This is a genomic window from Crossiella sp. CA198 (assembly GCF_052078295.1).
In the GTDB taxonomy this organism is placed as follows: domain Bacteria; phylum Actinomycetota; class Actinomycetes; order Mycobacteriales; family Pseudonocardiaceae; genus Crossiella.
Map to the genome: position 1 here is coordinate 139083 of NZ_JBQJIM010000021.1, position 21105 is coordinate 160187.

Consider the following 21105-nt stretch of genomic DNA (forward strand, 5'->3'; position numbering starts at 1 on the left):
GGGACAACCAGCAATGCCGTCGTCGAAACAGAGCCGCACCGCAGCCCTGCCCGCGCACCTGCAGGAGCTGATGCGCAAGCGCCTGGCCGGAAAGGCCCAGCGCACCGACACCATCCCACCGGCCGAGCGCACCGGCGAACCGCTGCCGCTGTCCTTCGCCCAGCAGCGACTGTGGTTCCTGCACGAGTTCCAGCCCGGCGGCGCCGAGTACAACAGCGCGCTCGCCCTGCGCCTGCGCGGACCCCTCGACGTCACCGCGCTCGCCGACGCGGTCGCCGCGCTGGTGGCTCGGCACGAATCCCTGCGCACCACCTTCGACGAGGTGGACGGCCGGGGCGTGCAGATCACGCACCCGCACCAGGACATCGCCCTCGCGGCCGCGGCCACCAGCGAGGCGGAGCTGCCGGAGTTGCTGGCCGCCGAGTACGCCAGGCCGTTCGACCTGCGCCGCGGGCCGTTGTTCCGGGCCGCGCTGTTCGAGCTGGGCGCCCAGGACCACGTGCTGCTGCTGGCCGCGCACCACATCATCATCGACGGCTGGTCCATGGGCGTGCTCGGTAGCGAACTGGCCGCCCGGTACGCGGGCCAGACCGAGCTGCCCGACCTGCCCATCCAGTACGCCGACTTCGCCGTCTGGCAGCGCGACCGGCTCACCGGCGACGCTCTGGAGCAGCAACTCGCACACTGGACCGAACGGCTCAAGGGCGTCGAACCCCTTGCCCTGCCCACTGATCGCCCGCGACCCGCGGTGCGCGGCTCGGCCGGTGCCCGGCACGAGTTCGCCTTCCCGACCGAGGTCAGCACCAAGCTCGCGGAGCTGGCCCGTGCCGACGAGACCACGCTGTACACCGCGATCGTGGCTGCCACCCAGTTGCTGTTCGCTCGCTACTCCGGGCAGCGGGACATCGCCATCGGCACCGTCACCGCGGGTCGCAACCGGCCCGAACTGGCCAAGCTGGTCGGCTTCTTCGTCAACACGGTGGTACTTCGGTCCACTGTGGACGACGAACGCAGCTTCCGCGAGTTACTCGCGTCCGTCAAGGACACCGTGCTCGACGCCTTCGCCCACGACGAAGCCCCGTTCGACCGACTCGTGGACGCCGTTGGCGGCGAACGGGATCTGAGCCGCAACCCGCTGTTCGACGTGATGGTGCTGCTGCAGAACGCCCAGGGCGAAGCCCCGGTGTTCCCCGGTCTCCAGGCCGAGCCAGTCTCGTTGACCCGTGGCACCGCGAACTTCGACATCACCGCCGAGTTCGAGGAAGGCCCGGACGGCCTGGCCGGAGTCTTCGAGTACAACACCGACCTGTTCGACGCGGCCACCATCGAGCGGATGACCGGCCACCTGGTCCGCCTGGTCACCGAGGTGGTCGCCCACCCCGACCGCCCGCTCACCGAGCTTTCCCTGCTCTCCGAACAGGAACGCCACCAGGTCATCGTCGAGTGGAATACCACCGGCACCGAGCTGCCGACCGGCGCCGTGCCCGCGTTGTTCGCCGAGCAGGGCCGCCAGGATGCGGCCGCGACCGCGCTGATCACCGAACACGGCCCGGTCACCCGCGGCGAACTCGCCGCACGGGCCAACCGCCTGGCCCACCACCTGATCGCCCTCGGCGTCCGGCCGGAACAGCGGGTCGGCGTGCTGATCGAGCGCTCCGCCGACCTGGCCGTGGCCGAACTCGCCGTGCTCACCGCCGGTGCCGCCTACGTGCCCCTGGACCAGCGCGCACCCGCCGATCGGCTGCGCATGGTGCTGGCCGAGTCGGGTGCACAGATCCTGCTCACCGACCAGACCTGGCAGGCCACCGCCACCGAAGTCCACAGTGGACTCGTCGAACTCGTCGACGCCGACCACGCCGGCCTGAGCCCGCAGCCGCCCGCGATCGCGATCGACCCGGCAAACCTGGCCTACGTCATGTTCACCTCCGGCTCCACCGGCCGCCCCAAGGGTGTCGCCGTCTGCCACCGGGACATCGTGGCCCTGGCCCACGAACACCGCTTCGGACCCGGCCACCAGCGCGTGCTGCTGCACTCGCCGAGCGCCTTCGACGCCTCCACCTACGAGCTGTGGGTACCGTTGCTCGCCGGCGGCCAGACCGTGATCGCCCCGCCCGGCGACGTGGACGCGGACCTGATCCGCCGCATGATCAGCGAACACGGCGTCACCGGCCTGTTCCTCACCTCCGGCCTGTTCCGCCTGGCCGCGCAGGAAGATCCGGGCTGCTTCGCCGGTGCCCGCGAGGTCTGGACCGGCGGCGACATCGTGCCCGCCGCCGCCATCCGCCGGGTCCTGTCCGCCTGCGCCGGATTGCGGCTCACCGACGTGTACGGCCCCACCGAGACCACCACCTACGCCACCCAGCACACGATGTCCACAGTGGACTCGGTGCCGGACACCGTGCCGATCGGCCGCCCGCTGGACAACATGCGGGCCTACGTGCTGGACCACAACCTCACCCCGCAGCCGGTCGGCATCCCCGGCGAGCTGTACCTCGCGGGCGCCGGTCTGGCCCGCGGCTACCTGGACCGCCCCGGCCTGACCGCGTCCAGCTTCCTGCCCGACCCGTTCGGTCCGGCGGGCACCCGGATGTACCGCACCGGCGACACCGTGCGCTGGAACGGCGCCGGGAACCTGGAGTTCCTGGGCCGCGCCGACGACCAGGTCAAGATCCGCGGCTTCCGGATCGAACTCGGCGAGATCGAGGCCGCGCTCACCGCACACCCGGCCGTCACCGAGGCCGTGGTGCTCGCCCGCACCGACCACGGCCAGAAACGCCTGGTCGCCTACGTGGTCGGCACGGACCTCCCGGACCTGCGGGACCACTTGCGCGCCGGACTGCCCGAGTACATGGTGCCCTCGGTCTTCGTCGCGCTGCCCGCACTGCCGCTGACCGCCAACGGCAAGATCGACCGCCGCGCGCTGCCCGCCCCGGAAGCCGAGGCGGAGACCGGTGAGTACGTGGCCCCGGCCACCGCGACCGAACAGGCCCTGGCCGCGGTCTGGGCCGAGGTGCTCGGCGTGGAACGGGTTGGCCTGCGGGACAACTTCTTCTCCCTCGGCGGCGACTCGATCCTGAGCATCCAGGTGGTCTCCCGGGCCCGGAAGGCCGGACTTCGCTTGACCTCCAAGGACGTCTTCCTGCACCAGAGCATCGCCGAGCTGGTGGCCGCGGTGCCGGATCTGGCCGCGGCCGAGCAGGCACCGGTGGAGATCATCGAGGGTCCGGCCCCGCTCACCCCGATCCAGCGCTGGTTCTTCACCGAACACGGCGCCCAGCCGCACTTCAGCATGTCCATGACCCTGGAACTCGCCGCGGACACCGAGGCCACCGCCCTCGGCCAGGCCGTCGAAGCCCTGGTGCGGCAGCACGAATCACTGCGACTGCGCTTCACCCAGGTCGACGGTCAGTGGCAGCAGGACTCCGCCGAGTCCGAACCACAGCCCATCCTGCGCGTGCTTGATCTGTCCACTGTGGAGGATCAGCAGGCGGCCATGCACGCCGAGGCCCTCGCCGTGCAGACCGACCTGCACCCCGGCAGCGGCCCGCTGATCGGCGCGATCCTGTTCCAGCTCGGCCCCGATCGCGCCCCGCAGCTGTTCCTGGCCGTGCACCACCTGGTGGTCGACGGCGTGTCCTGGCGCATCCTGCTCGACGACCTGGAATCCGGCTACCGCCAGGCCAGAGCGGGCCAGGACATCAGCCTCGAACCGGTCAGCACCCCGTTCACGCACTGGTCGCACAAGCTGATCGAGCACGTCGAGGCCGGTGGCCTGGCTGCCGACCTCGCCTACTGGACCACCCAGACCGGCGCCGTGCCCGCAGACCTGCCGATCGACCATCCCGGCGCGAACACCGTGGCCAGCACCAGAGCGGTCACCGCCCGGCTGGACGAGGCCACCACCCGCGCGCTGCTCCAGGACGTGCCCGAGGCCTACCGCACCCAGGTCAACGACGTGCTGCTCAGCGCACTCGGCCACGTGCTCGCTGAGTGGAGCGGACAGTCCGGCGCGCTGCTGGCCATGGAGGGTCATGGCCGCGAGGAGATCCTGGACGGCATCGACCTGTCCCGCACCGTCGGCTGGTTCACCTCCCAGTTCCCACTCGCCCTCACCATGCCCGCGGACATGGGCTGGGGCTCGATCCTCAAGTCCGTCAAGGAACAACTCCGCGCCGTCCCGCACCGCGGCCTGTCCTACGGCGCACTGCGCTACCTCACTCCCGACAGTCCGCTGCACGACGGCCCGGCCCCGCGGATCAGCTTCAACTACCACGGCCAGTGGGACTCCGGCCCGGCCAACCCGGAGAGTCTGGTGCGCGGCCGCGGCATCCCGCTCGGCAAGGACCAGGCCGCCGAGGAGACCCGCACGCACCTGATCGACATCGCCGGACTGGTCGACGGCGGCGAACTCGAACTCACCTGGCTCTACTCGGCCAACGTGCACAACGAACGCACCATCAGCGACCTCGCCGAGATGCTGATGGACACCCTGCGCGAGATCACCGAACACTGCGCCACCCCCGGCACCGGCGGCCGCACCCCCTCGGACTTCCCGCTCGCGGGCATCAACCAGTCCACAGTGGACCTACTGGTCGGCGACGGCCGCGAGATCGAGGACCTCTACCCGCTCACCCCGCTCCAGGCCGGCATGCTCTTCCACAGCCTGGTCGACGCCGACCGCGGCGCGTACTTCGACCAGGCCAGGATGGACCTGTCCGGGGTCACCGACATCGACGCGCTGGCCCATGCCTGGCAGCTCGTGGTCGACCGCACCCCGATCCTGCGCAGCGCCCTGGTCTGGGAAGGCGTGCCACAACCACTCCAGGTGGTCCGCCGCCAGGTGCACCTGCCCATTGCCCAGCACGACCTGCGCACACTGTCCGAAGTGGACCGGGACGCCGAGCTGGACCGGATCGTGGCCGCCGACCGGGCCGCCGTCATCGACCTCACCGCCCCGCCGCTGCTGCGCCTCACCCTGGTGCGCACCGGCGCGGACGAGGTCGTGCTGGTCTGGAGCTTCCACCACATTCTGCTGGACGGCTGGAGCCTCGGCCAGGTCTTCGCCGAGGTCTGCGCCCAGTACGCCGCCCAGCTCACCGGCACCCCGCCGAACCTGGTGACGCGTAGGCCCTTCCGCGAGTACCTCCAGTGGCTGGACCGGCAGGACCCGGCCGCAGCCGAAGCGCACTGGCGCACCGTGCTGGCCGGATTCACCAGCCCCACCCCGCTGCCGGTCGACCACCAGCCCGGCCCCAACCACGCCGCCGAATCCGCGAACATGGTCGCCCTGGAACTGAGCACGGAGCAGTCCGCCCGGCTCAGCAAGCTGGCCAAGGCCAACGGACTCACCGTCAACACCCTGGTCCAGGGCGCCTGGGCACTGCTGCTGTCCCGGTACAGCGGGCAGCGCGACATCGTCTTCGGCACCACCGTCTCCGGCCGTCCCGCCGAACTCCCCGGCGTGGAGGCCATGGTCGGCCTGTTCATCAACACCGTGCCCACCCGGATCGAAGTCCATAGTGGACAGACGCTCCTGAGCTGGCTGCGTGATCTCCAGACCGGGCAGACCGAATCACGCCGGTTCGACTTCGTCTCCCTGGCCCAGCTGCGCTCCTACAGCGACCTGCCCGGCGGCAGCACCCTGTTCGACAGCATCGTCGTTTTCGAGAACTACCCCTTCGACGACAAGGCCGTTGACGAGACCGGACTGCGCATCCGCGAGGTCAAGGCCGTGGACACCACCAGCTTCCCGCTCACCCTGAGCGCCTATCTGCTGGACCGCCTCAAGTTCGAGCTGTCCTACGACCCGCAGCTCTTCGAACCCGGCACCGCCCGCGACATCGCCGACCGGCTGGCCCTGCTGCTCACCGAGTTCGCCACCAGCCCTGCTCGCCCACTCGGCCGCATCCCCTGGCTCACCGAGGAAGACCGCGCCAGCACGCTGACCCGGTGGAACAACACCGCACTGGCCACCAACGGCCAGCTCTACCCGGAGTCCTTCCAGGCCCGCGCCGCCCAGTTCCCCGGCCGCACCGCACTCGTCTTCGGCGACACCAGGTTCACCTTCGCCGAACTCAACGCCAGCGCGAACCGGTTGGCCCACCACCTGATCGGCCACGGCGCCGCTCCGGAACGCCTGGTGGCCCTGCGGATGAGCCGCTCACCCGAGTTCATCATCGCCTTGCTCGCCGTGCTCAAGAGCGGCGCCGCCTACCTGCCGGTCGACCCCGAGCAGCCCGCCGATCGCATCGAATTCCTGCTCGGTGACGCCAACCCGGTGCTTGTGCTCACCGACGACCTGCTCGCCGCCACTGACCTGAGTCAGCAGCCCGACACCGACCCCGCGGTGCGGATCGACCCGGCCAGCCCGGCCTACGTGATCTACACCTCGGGCTCCACCGGCAAACCCAAGGGCGTGCTGATCGAGCACCGCCAGCTCGCCAACCTGCTGCACAACCACGCCGAGGAGCTGTTCCACCCGGAGTCCGGCCCCAGCAGGCTCGCGCTGACCGCGGTGTTCTCCTTCGACACCTCGTGGGAGGGCCTGCTCGGCATGGCCTGCGGCCACGAGCTGCACCTCATCGACGACCAGACCCGCCTCGACCCGAAGGCCCTGGTCGACTACGTGGCCGGGAACCGGATCGACTTCCTCGACCTCACCCCGTCCTATGCGCAGCAACTGATCCCGGCCGGACTGCTCACCGACTCCAGGCACCGGCCGAGGATCCTGATGCTCGGCGGCGAGGGCACCAGTCCCGCGCTGTGGCGCGAGCTGGCCGCCGCCCCGGACACCACGAGCTACAACTACTACGGCCCCACCGAATGCGTGGTCGACGCGGTCTACTGCCGCATCGACGAGTCACCCCGCCCGGTGATCGGCCGACCGCTGCGCAACCTCCAGGCCTACGTGCTGGACAGCGACCTCCAGCCGGTCCCGGTCGGCGTGCCCGGTGAGCTGTACCTGGCGGGGGAGCAGGTGGCCCGCGGCTACCTCAACCGCCCCGGCCTGACCGCGGATCGCTTCCTGGCCAACCCCTTCGGCGCACCCGGCACCCGGATGTACGCCACCGGCGACCGCGTCCGCTGGACCGCCAGCGGGCTACTGGACTTCCTCGGCCGGGTGGACGACCAGGTCAAGATCCGCGGTTTCCGGATCGAACCCGGCGAGATCGAAGCCGTGCTGGCCAGTGCGGTCTGGGCGGCCGAGGTCGCGGTGATCGCCAGAGAGAACCGCCTGGTCGCCTACCTGGTCCCGGCCGAACACGCGCTGATCCCGGCCATCGCCGAACTGCGCGCCTTCGTCGGCTCCCGGCTGCCCGACTACATGGTCCCGGCCGCGTTCGTCACCCTGGACGCGCTGCCGTTGACCCGCAACGGAAAACTCGACCGTCGGGCCCTGCCCGCGCCCGAGTTCACCACGGCCGAGCAGGTAGCCCCGCGCACCGAGCTGGAACGCCAGGTGGCCGAGGTCTGGGCCGAGGTGCTCGGCCTGCCCACGGTCGGTGTCACGGACAACTTCTTCGAGCTGGGCGGCGACTCCATCCTCAGCATCCGGGTGATCTCCCGGCTGCGCGCCCTGTTCGGCCCCGAGGTCGCGCCGCGCGCGGTCTTCACCAGCCCCACCGTCGCCGACCTGGCCCGCATCCTGCCTGCCGCCCAGTCCACAGTGGACCTGACCATCCCGGTGCAGTCCAGGGACGGCGCGCTGCCGCTGTCCTTCGCCCAGCAGCGGCTGTGGTTCCTGGACCAGTTCGAGCCCGGTGGCCTGGAATACCTGTCCCCGACCGTGCTCCGCCTCACCGGCGACCTGGACACCGACCGCCTCCGGGACGCGCTGACCCACCTGGTCGCCCGGCACGAACCCTTGCGCACCACCTACAGCACCGTCGACGGCCAGGGCCGCCAGCTCATCCAGGCCCCGTACCCGGTCGAGCTGCCGATCACCGACCTGGCCCCGGCCGACCTGGACGCCGCGCTGCTCGCCGAGGCGGGCACGCCGTTCGACCTGGCCACCGGCCCGGTGCTGCGGGCCCGGCTCTACCGGCTCGCCCCGGCCGAGCACGTGCTGCTGATCCTGGTGCACCACATCGCCACCGACGGCTGGTCCACCGGCGTGCTCACCGCCGAACTGAACGCCGTCTACACCGGCGCCGAACTGCCGCCACTGCCGGTGCAGTACGCCGATTTCGCCGCCTGGCAACGCGACCAGCTCACCGGCGAGGTGCTGCAGAACCAGCTCGACTACTGGCGCACCCGCCTGGACGCCCTGGAACCGCTGAACCTGCCCACCGACCGCCCGCGTCCGCCGGTGCAGACCCGCAACGGCGCGTTCGTCGAACGCGTGCTGCCCACCGAGATCGCGCACACCCTCACCGCCCTCGGGCGGCAGCACGGCGGCACCCTGTTCACCACCCTGGTCGCGGCCACCCAGCTGTTACTGCACCGCTGGTCCGGCCAGCCGGACATCGCCCTGGGCACGGTGACCTCCGGCCGGGAGCAGGCCGAGCTGGACCGCCTGGTCGGCTTCTTCGTCAACACCGTGGTGCTGCGCTCCACTGTGGACGGACGGGATTCGGTGGCCGGGTTCCTCGGCCAGGTCCGGGACGCCGTGCTGGATGCCTTCGCCCACCAGGACCTGCCGTTCGAGCGGGTGGTGGACGAGCTGCGGCCCGAACGCGACACCAGCCGGACCCCGTTGTTCCAGGCCATGATCGTGCTGCAGAACACCCCGGACCAGCAGCCCGGCCTCGGTGACCTCGCGGTCGAGGAACTGCCGATGCCGGTGGTGGCGGCCACCTTCGACCTGCTGTTCCAGTTCGTGCACACCCCGGACGGCCTGCACCTGGCGGTCAACTACAACACCGACCTGTTCGACCGCGGCACCGCCGACCGCCTCGCCGAACACCTCGGCCGCCTGCTCGACGCTCTCGGCCGCGACCCGGAACAGCGCCTCGCCGACCTGCCGCTGCTCGGCCCGGCCGAACGGCGCCGCATCCTCACCGAGTGGAACAACACCGGCCCGGACACCGAGACCGACACCGTGCCGGACCGATTCGCCGCCCAGGTCTGGGCCACCCCGCAGGCCACCGCGGTCATCGCGGGCGCCGACCGGCTCAGCTACGCCGCCCTGGACACCCGGGCCAACCGCCTCGCCCAGCGGCTGCGCGCCGCGGGCGTGGACACCGAAGCCCCGGTCGCCCTGCTGATGGACCGCTCCGCCGACCTGGTGGTCGCGGTGCTGGCCATCCTCAAGGCAGGCGCGGCCTATGTGCCACTGGACATCCGCGCCCCGCAGGAGCGGCTGCGCGCCATCCTGGCCGCCACCGGCGCCCAGGTGCTGATCACCGACGGCGGCTGGGAGAAGAGCGGCCACGCCGTCCACAGTGGACGGATCCTGCGAGCCGACCAGCCGGGGGACACCCCGCTGCGCGCCGCACCCGTGGTGACGCCGGAGAACCTGGCCTACGTGATGCACACCTCCGGCTCCACCGGCGAACCCAAGGGTGTGGCCATCCGGCACCGGGACGTGGTCGCACTGGCCGCCGACCGCCGCTTCCGGCACGGCCATGACCGGGTGCTGCTGCACTCGCCGACCGCCTTCGACGCCTCCACCTACGAACTGTGGGTGCCACTGCTCAACGGCGGCACCGTGGTGGTCGCCGCACCCGGGGACGTGGACGCGGCCGCGATCCGCGGCTACGACATCACCGGACTCTGGCTCACCGCCGGCCTGTTCCGGCTGGCCGCCCAGGAGGACCCGGGCTGCTTCACCGGTATCCGCGAGGTCTGGACCGGCGGCGACATCGTGCCAGCCGAATCCGTCCGCCGGGTACTGGCCGCCTGCCCGGACCTCACCGTGGTCGACGGCTACGGCCCCACCGAGACCACCACCTTCGCCAGCACCCACCGGATGTCCACTGTGGACTCAGTGCCGCCGGTGATCCCGATCGGCCGCCCCCTGGACGGCATGCGGGCCTACGTGCTCGACCCGCAGCTCCAGCCCGTCCCGGTCGGCGTCCCTGGTGAGCTGCACCTGGCGGGCGCTGGCCTGGCTCGCGGCTACCAGAATCGGCCCGGCCAGACCGCGAACAGGTTCCTGGCCAACCCGTTCGGCCCGCCCGGCGACCGGATGTACGCCACCGGCGACCAGGTCCGCTGGCTCCCGGACGGCTCGCTCCAGTTCCTCGGCCGCATCGACAACCAGGTCAAACTGCGCGGCTTCCGGATCGAACTCGGCGAGATCGAGGCCGCCCTGCTCCGGCACCCGGAGATCAGCGAGGCCCTGGTCCAGGTCCGCACCGACAGCGGCCGCAAGCGCCTGGCCGCCTACCTGGTCGGCGCCGCGACCGCGGAAACCCTGCGCCCATTCCTGGCCGAACAGCTGCCCGACTACATGATCCCGGCCGCTTTCGTGACCCTGGCACGGTTCCCGGTCACCGCCAACGGCAAACTCGACCGCCGCGCGCTGCCAGCCCCGGAAGCCGAGGCCACCGGCCGGATCGCGCCGCGCACCCCGGTCGAAACGCGACTCGCCGCGGTCTGGGCCGAGGTGCTCGGTGTCGCCGAGGTCGGCATCACCGACAACTTCTTCGGCCTCGGCGGCGACTCCATCCTGAGCATCCAGGTGGTCTCCAGGGCCCGGCAGGCCGGACTTCGCCTGACCTCCAAGGACATCTTCCTGCACCAGACCATCGCCGATCTCGCCCCGGTGGTCGGCACCGAGGAGATCACCCGCGCCAGGGTCGAGCTGACCGGACCCAGCGCGCTCGGCCCGATCCAGCGCTGGTTCTTCAGCACTGAACCGGCGCACCGGCACCACTTCACCATGTCCATGCACCTGGAACTGGCCCCCGGCACCGATCCCGCCGCCCTGCGCACCGCCCTCGCCGCGGTGGTCGCGCACCACGAAGCCCTGCGCATCCGGTTCAGCGAGCAGGACGGCGAATGGCACCAGGACGGGCACGAGCGGGGCGAGTTCTTCTCCGAACACGACCTGTCCACCCTGGCCGAGGCCGCCGCCGAAGCGCAGGCAAGCCTGGACCTGGAGCACGGCCCGCTGTTCCGGGCACTGCTGTTCGGTGCGGACCGGCTGTTCCTGGTCGTGCACCACCTGGTCATGGACGGCGTGTCCTGGCGGGTGCTGCTCGGCGATCTGGACACCGCCTACCGCCAGACCGTCGCCGGGCAGCCGATCCGGCTCGACCCGGTGGGCACCGGCTTCCGCGAGTGGACCCAGCTGCTCACCGAACACACCACCGCCGGTGGCTTCGACGCGGATCTGGACCACTGGACCGGACTGTCCACAGTGGAACATGCCGCGCTGCCGGTGGACCTGGACGGCCCGAACACCGCCGACTCCACCCGCACCGTCTCCGTCCAGCTCGACCGCGGCACCACCGACGCGTTGCTGCACCAGGTGCCGGAGGTCTACCGCACCCAGATCAACGACGTGCTGCTCAGCGCACTCGGCGCCGCGCTCACCGGCTGGACCGGCCGGGACCGGGTGCTCGTCGCCCTGGAAGGCCACGGCCGGGAGGAGATCCTGGACGGCGTCGACCTCTCCCGCACCATCGGCTGGTTCACCACCCAGTTCCCGGTCGCCCTCGGCGCGGACGGTGACTGGGGCCGCGTGCTCAAGACGGTCAAGGAGCGCCTGCGCGCCGTGCCACACCGCGGCATCGGCTATGAAGCCCTGCGCCGCCTGACCACGGACAGCCCCCTGGCCGCCGACCCGGACCCGCTGATCAGCTTCAACTACCACGGCCAGTTCGAGGTCGGCAGCGCCGGAGAGGGCCTGATCCGCGGCCAGGGCGAGAGCCTCGGCAGTGACAACGCACCCGGCTCGGCCCGCCCCTACCTGATCGACGTGGTCGGCGCGGTCACCGGCGGTGAACTGCACCTGTCCTGGCAGTACTCGGCGAACCGGCACCAGGAACAGACCATCCGCGCCCTCGCCGAGCAGATGACCACCGCCCTGCGCGAGATCGTCACGCACTGCGCCGCCCCGCATTCCGGTGGCCGCACGCCCTCGGACTTCCCACTGGCCCGGCTCGACCAGTCCACAGTGGACCGGCTGGCCGGGAACGGCCGCGAGGTCGAGGACATCTACCCGCTCACCCCGCTGCAGGCCGGCATGCTCTTCCACAGCCTGGTCGACACCGACGGCGGCGCCTACGTGGACCAGGCCCGGCTCCGGCTCACCGGCGTCCGTGACCCGCGGGCGCTCGGCCTGGCCTGGCAACGAGTGGTCGACCGCACCCCGGTGCTGCGCGGTCACCTGGAATGGCAGGGCCTGGACCAGCCAGTTCAGGTAGTGCACCGCCGGATTGATCTTCCGGTGGAATATTTCGACTGGCGTGCACTGTCCGAAGAGGACACCCGGGCCGAGCTGGACCGGCTGCTCGCCGCGGACCTGGCCGTGGGCATCGACGTCACCCAGGCCCCGCTGCTGCGACTGAAGATCGCCCAGCTCGGCGAGGACGAGGTGCTGCTCGTCTGGACCTCGCACCACGTGCTCCTGGACGGCTGGAGCACCAGCCAGGTCTTCGCCGAGGTCTCCGAGCAGTACGCCGCCATCACCGCCCACCGCACCCCCGACCTGCCGCTGCGGCGGCCCTTCCGCGAATACCTGCACTGGCTGGACCGGCAGGACCTGACCGCAGCCGAGGACTTCTGGCGGCAGGCGCTGTCCGGAGTGGGCAGTGCAACCGCACTGCCCTTCGACCGGCAGCCACGCGAGGCACACCGGGCCGAGTCCACCGGCGAACTCGGCCACCACCTCACCGTCGAGCAGTCCGCCCGGCTGCACGAGGTCGCCAAACGCAACGGGCTCACCGTCAACACCCTGGTACAAGGAGTGTGGGCACTGCTGCTGTCCCGGCACAGCGGCCAGACCGACATCATCTTCGGCAGCATCGTGTCCGGGCGCCCGGCCGAACTGCCCGGCGTGGAGTCGATGGTCGGCATGTTCATCAACACCGTGCCCACCAGGGTCCGCGTGCAACCGGACCGGCCGCTGCTGCCCTGGCTGCGTGAGTTGCAGGCCGAACAGTCCGAGGCCCGCCGGTTCGACTTCGTCTCGCTCAACCAGGTGCAGGGCTGGAGCGAGATCCAGGGCAACCTGTTCGACAGCATCGTGGTCTTCGAGAACTACCCGCTCGGCGATGACTCCCTGGACGGCGCGCCCAAGGTCGGGCAGGTCGACATGGTGGACACCACCACCCTGCCCCTCGCACTGGCCGCCTTCCTGGACGAACGGCTGCGACTGGAACTCTCCTACGACCCCAAGTTGTTCGACACGGACACCGTGCGCCGCCTGCTCGACCAGACCGCGCTGCTGCTCACCGAGCTGGCCGCGCAACCCGGGCGCACGCTCGCCGAGCTGCCCTGGCTGTCCACAGTGGACCGCCAGCAGGTGCTGCTCGACTGGAACGACACCGCGCGTGAACTGCCCGTGGCCACCTACCCTGCCATGTTCGAGGCGCAGGTCCGGCGCACGCCACAGGACCTCGCGCTGGTTTTCGGGGACACCCGGTGCACCTTCGACGAGCTGAACACGCGGGCCAACCGGTTGGCCCGTCAGCTCGTCGTCCAAGGTGCGGGGCCGGAGCGCATCGTCGCGGTCGCTCTGCCCCGCACCGCTGACCTGGTGGTGGCGGTCCTGGCCGTGTGGAAGGCCGGGGCCGTCTACCTGCCGGTCGACCCACGGCTCCCGGCGGAACGGATCGAGACCCTGCTCGCCGACGCCCGGCCCGCCGTCACACTGACCGAGGAGCTGTACCACTCGGCCGAGTTCACCGCCGCCACCGCCATCCAGGACGGCCACGACCTGGACAGTCCACTTCGGATGGACAACGCGGCCTACGTCATCTACACCTCCGGCTCCACCGGCAAGCCCAAGGGTGTCAGCGTCGAACACCACAGCCTGGTCAACCTGCTGCTCAACCACCGCGACGACTTCGTCGCGGACGCGGGCGGCAGGCTGCGGGTGGCCACCACCGCGGTGTTCTCCTTCGACACCTCCCTGGAAGGCCTGGTGCTGCTGGCCGACGGCCACGAACTGCACCTCATCGCCGACGAGGTCCGCCTGGACCCGCGCGCGCTGGTCGACTACGTGCACGCCCAGCGGATCGACTTCCTCGACCTCACCCCGTCCTACGTGCAACAGCTCATCCCGGCCGGACTCCTGGACGGCGCGCACCGGCCCAAGGTGCTCATGCTCGGCGGCGAAGCCCTCGGCGAATCCCTGTGGACCGAGCTGAGCACCGCGGAAACGGCCAGCTACAACTTCTACGGCCCCACCGAATGCACCGTGGACGCCTTGTCCTGCAAGGTCGACGGCGACCGCCCGGTGATCGGCCGCCCACTGCGCAACCTCCAGGCCTACGTGCTCGACCCGGCCCTCCAGCCGGTCCCGGTCGGTGTGGCCGGGGAGCTGTACCTGGCGGGGGAGCAGGTCGCTCGCGGCTACCTGCACCGCCCCGGCCTCACCGCCGACAGGTTCCTGGCCAACCCCTTCGGCGCACCCGGATCCCGGATGTACGCCACCGGCGATCTGGTCCGCTGGACTGTGTCAATGGTCGATCCCGCGAGCGGATCTTCGGCAGACGGCAGCATCGAGTTCCTGGGTCGCACCGACGAGCAGGTCAAGATCCGCGGCTTCCGGATCGAACCCGGCGAGATCGAGGCCGCGCTCACCGCCCTGCCCGGCATCACCGCGGCGGCCGTGATCGCCAGGGAGGACCAGCCCGGCGTGCACCGCCTGGTCGCCTACCTGGTGCGGGACAACGAGTCCACCGACCCGCGCACCGAACTGGGCCGGGTGCTGCCCGAGTACATGGTCCCGGCCGCCTTCGTCACCCTGGACGCACTGCCGTTGACCCGCAACGGAAAACTCGACCGCCGCGCCCTGCCCGCCCCCGGGTACACCAGCGCCGCCGCCGGCTACCGGGCACCGCGCACCGCCGCCGAACAGGCCGTGGCGCAGGTGTGGGCCGAGGTGCTCGGCCTCGGCCAGGTGGGCGCGCTGGACAACTTCTTCGAGCTGGGCGGCGACTCCATCCTCAGCATCAAGGTGGTGTCCAAGCTGCGTGCCGCACTCGGCGTGGACGTCTCGCCGCGACTGGTGTTCAGCCACCCCACCCTCGCCCAGCTCGCCGCCGTGATCGGCAGCGAGACCACGGAAGCGATCCCGGCGGTGCCGCGTACCGGCGCGCTGCCACTGTCCTTCGCCCAGCAGCGACTGTGGTTCCTGGACGAGTTCGAGCCGGACAGCGCCGCCTACATCTCACCCACCGCGCTCAGCCTGGACGGCCAGCTCGACCTGCCCGCGCTGCGCGCCGCGCTCACCGGCCTCATCGCCCGGCACGAATCCCTGCGCACCACCTTCTCCTCGGTGGATGGCCGCGGTGTCCAGGTCGTGCACGCGCCCACCGAGGTCGACCTGGACCTGGTCGACCTGGACGGGGACGCGGAAGCGCTGACCGCCCGGTTGCAGCAGGAGGCCGTCCGGCCGTTCGACCTGCGGCACGGGCCACTGCTGCGGGTCCGGCTGTTCCGGCTCGCCGACGACTGGCACGTGCTCAGCCTGATGCTGCACCACATCGTCACCGACGGCTGGTCCACCGGCGTGCTGCTGGCCGAACTCAGCGAGCTGTACCGGGCCGCGACCCTGGGCCAGACCCCGGAACTGCCCGCACTGCCCATCCAGTACGCCGACTTCGCGGTGTGGGAACGCGCCACCCTGGCCGGTTCCGCGCTCAGCGAGCAGCTCGACTACTGGCAGTCCACATTGGACGGCGCGGTGCCGCTCGAACTGCCACTGGACCGGCCGCGTCCGGCCGTGCGCACCAGCACCGGGGCCGAACACGAGTTCGCCGTGCCCGCCGAGGTCGCCGACGCGCTCAAGGTCCTCGGCCGGGCACACGGCGGCACCCTGTTCATGACCCTGCTGGCCGCCACCCAGCTGGTGCTGCGCCGCTGGTCCGGTCAGGACGACATCTCGGTGGGCACCGTGGTCTCCGGCCGGGAACGCCCCGAACTGGAACGACTCATCGGGTTCTTCGTCAACACCCTGGTGCTGCGTTCCACAGTGGACGGACAACGCACCTTTACCGAGTTCCTCGGCCAGGTTCGCGAGACCGTGCAGGGTGCGTTCGCGCATCAGGAGGTGCCGTTCGAGCGGGTGGTGGATCACCTCCAGCCCGAACGCGACACCAGCCGAACCCCGCTGTTCCAGGCCATGGTGGTGCTGCAGAACACCCCGCATTCGGGGGTCGACCTGCCCGGCCTCGCGGTGGACAACGTGCCGCTGCCACTGGTCAACGCCAGCTTCGACCTCACCGTGGAGTTCGTCGAGCACGAGGGCGGCCTGCACACCGCGATCACCTACAACGCCGACCTGTTCGACTCCGGCACCATCACCCGGCTCGGCGAACACCTCGGCGTGCTGCTGGCCGGCATCGCCGCGGACCCGGCCCGGCCGGTCGACGACCTGCCGCTGCTCGGTGCGACCGAGCGGGACCGGCTGCTGGTCGAGTGGAACAACACCGACCAGACGGTGGCCCCGGCCACCCTGGCCGAACTCCTCGAAGCCCAGGTGCAGCGCACCCCGGACGCCCCGGCGGTGATCAGTCCACAGGGGACGATCAGCTTCGCCGAGCTGAACGCCAGGGCCAACCGGCTGGCCCGGTTCCTGGTCGGCCGGGGCGCCGGGCCGGAACGGATCGTCGCACTCGCCCTGCCCCGGTCGGTGGAGATCATCGTGGCCCAGCTGGCCGTGCTCAAGGCAGGCGCCGCCTTCCTGCCGGTCGACCCGGCCTACCCGGCCGAGCGGATCGAGTTCATGCTCACCGACGCAAAGCCGGTACTCGTGCTGGACCAGGACTTCCTCATCCAAACCCAGTCCACAGTGGACCAGTGCCCGGCCCACGACCTGCCCAACGCGGTCGCACTGGGCAATGCCGCCTACGTCATCTACACCTCCGGCTCCACCGGCACCCCCAAGGGCGTGGTGGTCTCGCACGCCGGACTGGCCGGCTTCTCCGCCGCCGAGATCGACCGGTTCGAGGTCCAGCCCGGCGACCGGGTCCTCGAATTCGCCTCGCCCAGCTTCGACGCCTCGGTGCTCGAACTGTGCATGGCGCTGCCCGCAGGCGCCGCCCTGGTGGTGCCGCCGCCCGGCCCGCTGCTCGGTGACCAGCTCGCCGAAGTCCTGGCCAGCCAACGGGTCACGCACGCGCTGATCCCGCCGGCAGCACTGGCCACCGTGCCGGCCACCGACCTGCCCGAGTTCCGCACCCTGATCGTCGGAGGCGACGCCTGCTCGGCCGACCTGGTCGCCCGCTGGGCGCCCGGCCGCCGGATGATCAACGCCTACGGGCCCACCGAGTCCACCGTGGTCGCCACCTGGAGCGAACCCCTTGTCCCTGGCGGGATGCCGCCGATCGGCGGGCCGATCTGGAACACCCAGGTGTACGTGCTCGACCAGCGGCTGCGACCGGTGCCCACCGGCGTGCCGGGCGAGCTGTACGTGGCAGGGGACGGCCTGGCCCGCGGCTACCTCCACCGCCCCGGCCTGACCGCGGATCGGTTCCCGCCCAACCCGTTCGGCCCGGACGGCAGCCGGATGTACCGCACCGGCGACATCGTCCGCTGGACCAGCGCGGGGCAACTGGAGTTCGTCGGCCGCGCCGACGACCAGGTCAAGATCCGCGGCTTCCGGATCGAGCTGGGCGAGGTGGAAGCGGTGCTGCTGCGCCACCCCTACCTCGCCGAGGCCATCGCTGAGGTCCGGGTGGAGGGCCAGCGCAAACGCCTGGTCGCCTACGTGGTCCCGGCCGGGCAGGAGGTCACCGCGCTGGAACTGCGTGAATTCGTCGCGGCCACCCTGCCCGACTACATGGTGCCCTCCTCGATCACCCTGCTGGAGCGATTGCCGTTGACCCCCAACGGCAAGGTCGACCGCAAGGCACTGCCCGAACCCGAGGCCGGACCCGAACTCACCGCGGCCTACCGGGCGCCGGAAACCCCTGCGGAGAAGGCACTGGCCGAGATCTGGGCCGAGGTGCTCGGCCTGGCCAGGGTCGGCACCGCGGACAACTTCTTCGAGCTGGGCGGCGACTCCATCCTCACCATCCAGGTGGTCTCCAGGGCGCACAAGGCCGGCTACGCCTTCACCACCAAGGACCTCTTCGCCAACCAGACCATCGGCGGGCTGGCCAAGGTGGTCACCGAGATCGAGGCCGGGCAGGCAGGTCAGGAGGCCGCGGTCGGCGCGGTGCCGCTGACTCCGATCCAGGACTGGTTCTTCGGCGCCTACCAGGCCAACCCGCACCACTTCAACCAGTCCGCGCTGCTCGAACTCGACCACCAGGCCGACCCGGCCGCCCTGGAAGCCGCGGTGCAGGCGCTACTGGAACACCACGACGCGCTGCGGATGCTCTTCGAGCAGGTCGACGGCCAGTGGCACCAGTACAACCCGCCATACACCCCCGGCGAGATCATCCGCCGCCACGATCTGTCCACAGTGGACCCAGCCGAACAGCGGGCCGCGATGGAACGGGTGGCCGACCAGGTGCACGCGAGCTTCGACCTGGGCGAGGGCCCGCAGCTCAAGGCGGTGCTCTTCGACTGCGGCCCGGCCCGCCCGCACCTGTTCCTGGCCGTGCACCACGCGGTGGTGGACGGAGTGTCCTGGCGGGTGCTGCTGGACGACCTGGAGACCGCCTACCAGCAGGCCGCCCGTGGCGCCAAGGTCGACCTCGGCCCGCGCTCGACCTCCTTCCGGGACTGGGCCATCCGGCTGGCCGAACACGTCGCGAGTGGTGGTCTCGACCACGAGCTGACCCACTGGACCCGCGCGCAGGACGGCGCGCTGCTGCCGGTGGACCACCAGGACCGGCCGGTGGAGGAACCCGCCACCGTCACGGTGGAGCTGAGCCGGGAGGCCACCGAGGCGCTGCTGTTCGCCGCGCCCACGGTGTACCGCACCCGGATCAACGACGTCCTGCTCACCGCGCTGGCCTGGGCGATCAGCCGGTGGACCGGCCAGGAACGGGTGTCGGTGGACCTGGAGGGCCACGGCCGGGAGGAGATCCTGGACGGCGTCGACCTCTCCCGCACGGTCGGCTGGTTCACCACCATGTTCCCGGTCGGCCTGGAAGTCCCGGCCACCGGCGAGACCAACTGGCGCACCCTGATCAAATCCGTGCGGGGGCAACTGCGGGCCTTACCCAACAACGGGTTCGGCTTCGGCGCGCTCCGCCACCTCGGCACCCCCGAGGTACGCGAGCAGCTGGCCGCGGACCGGCGCGCGCAGATCGTGTTCAACTACCTCGGCCAGTGGGACAGCGCGGTCCGCGGCGAGGCCGAAGCCGGTCTCTACCACGCCGCGCACGGCTCCATCGGCCAGGAGGAGGACCACGCCAACCAGGGCGAGCACCTCCTGGAAGTGGTCGGCGCGGCCGGTGGCGGCCAGCTCCGCTTCGCCTGGCACTACCGGCCGGACACCCACGATCAGTCCACAGTGGAGCGAGTGGCGGCGGACTTCCGCACCGCACTGGAGCAGATCGCCCTGGACTGCGGAGGAAAGCAGTGAGCAGCACCGACACCCGCGTGGTCCCGTTGTCCCGCAACCGGAACTACCAGCTGCTGTGGGTCAGCCAGGCCAGCGCCGAACTCGGCGTCAACATCACCACCATCGCCTTCCCGCTGCTCGTGCTCGCGGTCACCGGTTCACCCGCGGCCTCTGGACTGGTGCTGGGCACCATGTCCGCGATGCGGCTGCTGGTCGGCCTGCCCGCCGGCGCGCTGGCCGATCGCTGGAACCGCAAGGCGGTCATGGTGCTGTGCGAGGCCGCGCAGGCCATCGCCGCGGCCAGCCTGGTGCTCGCGCTGTGGTGGGACATGGCCACCGTGCCGCACATGGTCGCGGTCGCCGCGGTGATCGGCATCGCCGCCGCGCTGTTCGAGCCAGCCGAGGAAGCCACCCTGCCCAGCCTGGTGCCGGTGGACCAGCTCGGCACCGCGGTGTCCATCAACGCCGCCCGCGGCTACCTGGCCCAGCTGCTGGGCACCGCGGCCGGTGGTTTCCTGTTCGCGCTCGGCCGGGTGGTGCCGTTCCTGGCCGACCTCATCACGCACACGGTCGCCTTCCTCGGCCTGCTCTTCCTGCGCTTGCCCAAGCAGGAGAAGAAGAACGCGCCGATCGGCAAGCTCGGCGGCGAGATCGTCACCGGCGTGCGCTGGGTCTGGCAGCAACGTCCACTTCGGACGATGGCGCTGTGCGCGGTGCTGCTCAACCTGTTCTTCACCGCCTTCTACCTGGTCGTGATCATCCTGGCGCAGAGCCGGAACGTGCCAGCTGGCGAGATCGGTGTGATGGCCGCGATGCTGGGCGTCGGCGGACTGCTCGGCGCACTGGCCGCCCCGCTGCTGCACCGGGTGATCAGCCCCGCGGTGTCCATCATCGCCGTGTTCTGGGTACTCGCCGCGCTGACCCCGCTCACCCTGCTGATCCACAGCGGCTACCTGATGGGATTGCTGTTCGCGGGCATGGCCTTCACCCTGCCCGCGGCCAATACCACGATCAGCACCTACCAGCTGCTGTTGACCCCGGATGAGCTGCGCGGCAGGCTGGGCGGCGTGATGGGGGTGGCCACCGGCGTCGCGGGCACCGCGGGTCCCGCCCTCGGCGGCGTGCTGATGGAGACCCTCGACGCCCAGACCGCCGTACTGGTCTGCACCACGGGAATCGCACTGGTCGCCCTGCTGGTGACCTTGAGCCCAACCCTACGAAACTTCCCCCGGCCTGATGAGGCCACCACCACTGAGAAAGGGCAGGTCAATGTCTGAGGACGGCAAGTACCAGGTGCTGGTCAACGACGAGGAGCAGCACTCGCTGTGGCCGGTGGGCACCGAGCTGCCGGCCAGGTGGCGGGCGGTCGGCAAGCAGGGCAGCAAGGACGAGTGCATGAAGTACGTGGACGAGGTCTGGACCGACATGCGCCCGAAGAGCCTGCGCGAACGAATGGACAACGGCGCGCGCTGACCCGCGCCACGGGGACGCCGGAACACACCCGGCGTCCCCGTTCCATGCGATCATCC

The 21105-nt window shown here is 70.9% G+C and carries 3 protein-coding genes; all 3 read left to right on the forward strand.

Features of this window, described 5'->3' with window-relative positions:
• Positions 1–13: 13 nt before the first annotated feature.
• Genes ACTOWY_RS31700 through ACTOWY_RS31710 form a run of 3 tightly spaced genes read left to right on the forward strand, consistent with a single transcriptional unit; the run spans position 14 to position 21049 of the window.
• Complete coding sequence (locus ACTOWY_RS31700; RefSeq protein ID WP_441313279.1) at positions 14–19597, forward strand: non-ribosomal peptide synthase/polyketide synthase; 19584 nt, start codon at positions 14–16, stop codon at positions 19595–19597.
• On the forward strand, positions 19594–20853 hold the full coding sequence (locus ACTOWY_RS31705) for an MFS transporter (protein WP_441313280.1): 1260 nt from the start codon (positions 19594–19596) through the stop codon (positions 20851–20853). The genes ACTOWY_RS31700 and ACTOWY_RS31705 overlap by 4 nt, the downstream gene beginning before the upstream one ends.
• Positions 20846–21049 (forward strand): MbtH family protein, encoded by a 204-nt coding sequence (locus ACTOWY_RS31710; RefSeq protein ID WP_441313281.1) that lies wholly within the window; start codon positions 20846–20848, stop codon positions 21047–21049. Before ACTOWY_RS31705 ends, ACTOWY_RS31710 begins: the two co-directional genes overlap by 8 nt.
• The last annotated feature ends 56 nt before the right edge of the window (positions 21050–21105 follow it).